The organism is Bartonella sp. MU70NMGDW, from assembly GCF_042194085.1.
Classification (GTDB): Bacteria; Pseudomonadota; Alphaproteobacteria; order Rhizobiales; family Rhizobiaceae; genus Bartonella; species Bartonella grahamii.
Genome location: NZ_JBHIMK010000144.1, coordinates 1 through 3,266, shown reverse-complemented (window position 1 = coordinate 3,266; position 3,266 = coordinate 1). Strand labels below are relative to the sequence as shown.

At 33.8% G+C, this 3,266-nt stretch carries 3 protein-coding genes; all 3 read right to left on the bottom strand.

Translation table 11 applies throughout. From position 1 onward, the window contains the following. A partial coding sequence (locus ACFIKE_RS08850) for a hypothetical protein (protein ID WP_375649382.1) occupies positions 1–817 on the bottom strand: 817 nt, incomplete at its 3' end. Beyond that, complete coding sequence (locus ACFIKE_RS08845) at positions 808–1,530, bottom strand: methyltransferase domain-containing protein (protein ID WP_375616363.1); 723 nt, start codon at positions 1,528–1,530, stop codon at positions 808–810. The genes ACFIKE_RS08850 and ACFIKE_RS08845, both read right to left, overlap by 10 nt. Then, positions 1,523–3,022, bottom strand: coding sequence for a ThiF family adenylyltransferase (locus ACFIKE_RS08840; protein WP_375649378.1), 1,500 nt, complete (start codon positions 3,020–3,022; stop codon positions 1,523–1,525). Before ACFIKE_RS08840 ends, ACFIKE_RS08845 begins: the two co-directional genes overlap by 8 nt. Between the last annotated feature and the right edge of the window lie 244 nt (positions 3,023–3,266).

The following is a 3,266-nucleotide window of genomic DNA, read 5'->3' as shown; positions in this document are numbered from 1 at the left end:
CATCGTCGATCTTCCACCATCGTAAAATCTTTTTTGTATCAGTTGCTTTCACATACTTTGACTTATGATCTAGTGATTCTGCTAACGGAATATTATAGTAAATCCCAGATTCCGCATAAGCTTGACGTATCCGCTTCCGAGCTGTAGGAGCTATCAAATTTGTTTGCCTATTTGCAAACTTACGAAAAGTAAAGTTTGGCTGAATTAGAAATGCGATCGCATCTTTTAGAGGCAAATGCCTAGCATGATTTTCTGGATAATGCGATGAAAACACAATTAGATATAATATCGTATCCATAACTTTAAATCTCCACTCACTAGCATCCACGCCCTCAAGAAGGTTAGGAGCCAAAGCAAGACGTATGAAGTCAAAAAATTTATAGACATGCTGCACAAGTTCATTATCAGTTGTAACGTTCACACCTTCAAAAAGCAGATATAATCCATCAAGCTGGTGCACGGAATAGGTCCTAAGGTAGTCATAAATGAGTACTAAAAACTTTTTGTCCAGACCGTAAAACAAACCAAACCAATGGTTATTCTTCTGCGAAAAAATACATTTTACGCTAGAAAAAATACGATTTATCCGATCACCCAATGCATCTTCATGATTGATACATATTGTTTCAATATTGTCTTCAATTCCATAAAAACCACCTAAAGCATTCAAAGAATGCAATAATACGTTTTTATTAAATGTAAGGGATTCAAAAATATTTTTTTGTAACAAAGATGCCGGCTGCAAGTGATATATCTTAGTATCTCGTGCCCTCAGATATAATCTGTCATTAAAAATGTCTCCTATAATTAATAACATAGATACCCTTTAAAGTTTAAAAAAGAAAAGCAGCACTCTATATTCTTAAAACCAGCATTTCTAAACAGGTCTATATTTTCATTATCAAAATTTGGTATTAATTTATTTTCCAAAGCTATTCTTTTATTGTCAATTTCAATCTTGGAATATCCATTGTTTTCTTTCCACTGCAAATAAGCGTCAATATATATATCATTTATAAGTGTATTAGGAAAAACAATTTTTTCGAAAACAACCAGTGTTGTCTTAGGCTCACATGAGCTTTTAATATTTCTGAGAAATTTTTCTCTGTCTACAGGTCTAATAAACTGCAAAACTAAATTCAGTATTATGAAATCCGGCCTTAAATTTTCTATACAGCGCCATTTACCATCTGATAAAAAATTATGACTCCTAAAAGTTATTTTGCTTAAATTAGAAGCGCATTTATTTTTCGCTTTCTCAAGCATATCAAGCGATAAATCAACTCCATAACAATGCTCCACAAGTCCCTCATTCAATATTTTATGTATCGTAGTTCCAGTAGAGCATCCGATATCTATAAATATATTATTTTTTGAAAATTTCGTATAAAGCAGCAATATAATTTCTTGAATATTTTCATAGCCAGGAACACTCCGCACCACCATATCATCAAATACTTCACAAACATCTTTATTAAATGAAAATGATTTTCGCTTGTCTTCCTGTAAAAAAAGCAAATCCCTAACCATACCGAAACTCCAAAACTGTGAAATAAGGAACATGATGACTAGCTTGCAACGGATCTGGGTGTTGTGGCTCTACAATTTTCTTTAGAACAAAACCATATTCTAAAAAAGCATTAATATAACTTGATAATGTTCGCTTATAAGACGTAAGATGAGATATCATACTGCCATTTTTATTAAGACGTGTTTTAATTTGCTTACCCTCGTAAAAATATTTTTTTAAGATAATTTCTTTATCAATACCAGAAACACAAGAATCTTTAACTGGATTAGGGAGGATACACAAAATCTTTGCACCTAGTTGCGCCAGCGTTGCTACCTTCTCTATACATTTTTGATATTCACAAATATGATCTAGTACAAGCGACAAAACGATACAATCAAATAACATATCGGTCTTATATTTATTAATATCAATTTCTAAATACTCAATGGCTTCCCCTAATTCTCGTGCCCTATCTAACATCTTTTGATTGGTATCTATCCCAACGACCATATCCGAACAACGTTCTAAAATTCTTGAATATGTTCCGATTCCACATCCAATATCTAGGGATGCTCTATAGCATCCTTCTATCAAAAGGTTATTAACTATATCATCGAGTAAAATTTTATTTAAGCTATCAACTTCTCGTGAAGTCACATAATGCTCTGCAACAATATCAAAATCATGTAACTTATCTTGAGATGGAGAAACATTACTATGTTCTAGTAAAATTTCATCACTTATGTAATCGTATACCGATACTTCATAATTATCAGGATTAATAAACAATCTTTTATTATGAAGAAAACGGGAGTCAGCACATACGTATTTAATTACTTCATGAGCACAAATAGAGGAAACAAGATAATTTAGCGGTCCGTAAGAAGGAGCCTGATAGTTTTTATTTATATTATATCTTAACTCGCTACATTCTATATCCGTATTTTTAGCGAGCACATCAAAACCAAAATCGGAATCTGGAAAAAACATTGGGCCTATGGCTCCCAAACGCCCTAAATATCCTGCATTAATAACCGGAGTCGAAATCTTTTTCTGAATCTCAGCCATTAACTCAAATGCATTCGGTGGATCAGCAGACAATAAAACAAGGTCGACTCCCATTAAAAAAGAACAGAATTCATCTAATGCCTCGACCTCAAGTAAACGTGGCAAAGTTACAACTTGACAAGTACTGTTGTGTTCAAAAATGCGCGCTTTTAAAGCATCTGCTTTTCGCAGACCTATCTGTGCTTCAACAAAAGCGGTGGTCCTTGTTAAATTTGATAATTCAATTCGATCGCCATCGGTTATCCTTAAATAACCAATACCCGCAGCAGCCAAAAGAGTTGCTACGTTAGAACCAATACCACCTGCACCAATTATCCCAATTTTAGCCTGCTGTAAAGACCGCACAGCAAGATCATGATCCATTCCTGCCATATCCAAAAACAATCGATGTCTATCGTATCTATCCTGTTCCCAAACAGTAGATATAATTTTATACTCCATCAGATCTTGTAACAACACAATCATTTGGTGTATTCAAATCGATAAGCATCTCTACTAAAAACGATGGACAACTATTAATTTCGACTAAATCCATATAAGATGACCCACACACTATTTTTTCCTGTGTCTTTATGTAAGTCACAGGCAAGGCCCTGTTCAACTGTATCTTCACTTTCAAACCTCCTCGTCTTTTATTAACTTTTTATCAGTATAAAGCCAGGCCAAATTAAGCGGGATAATTAAA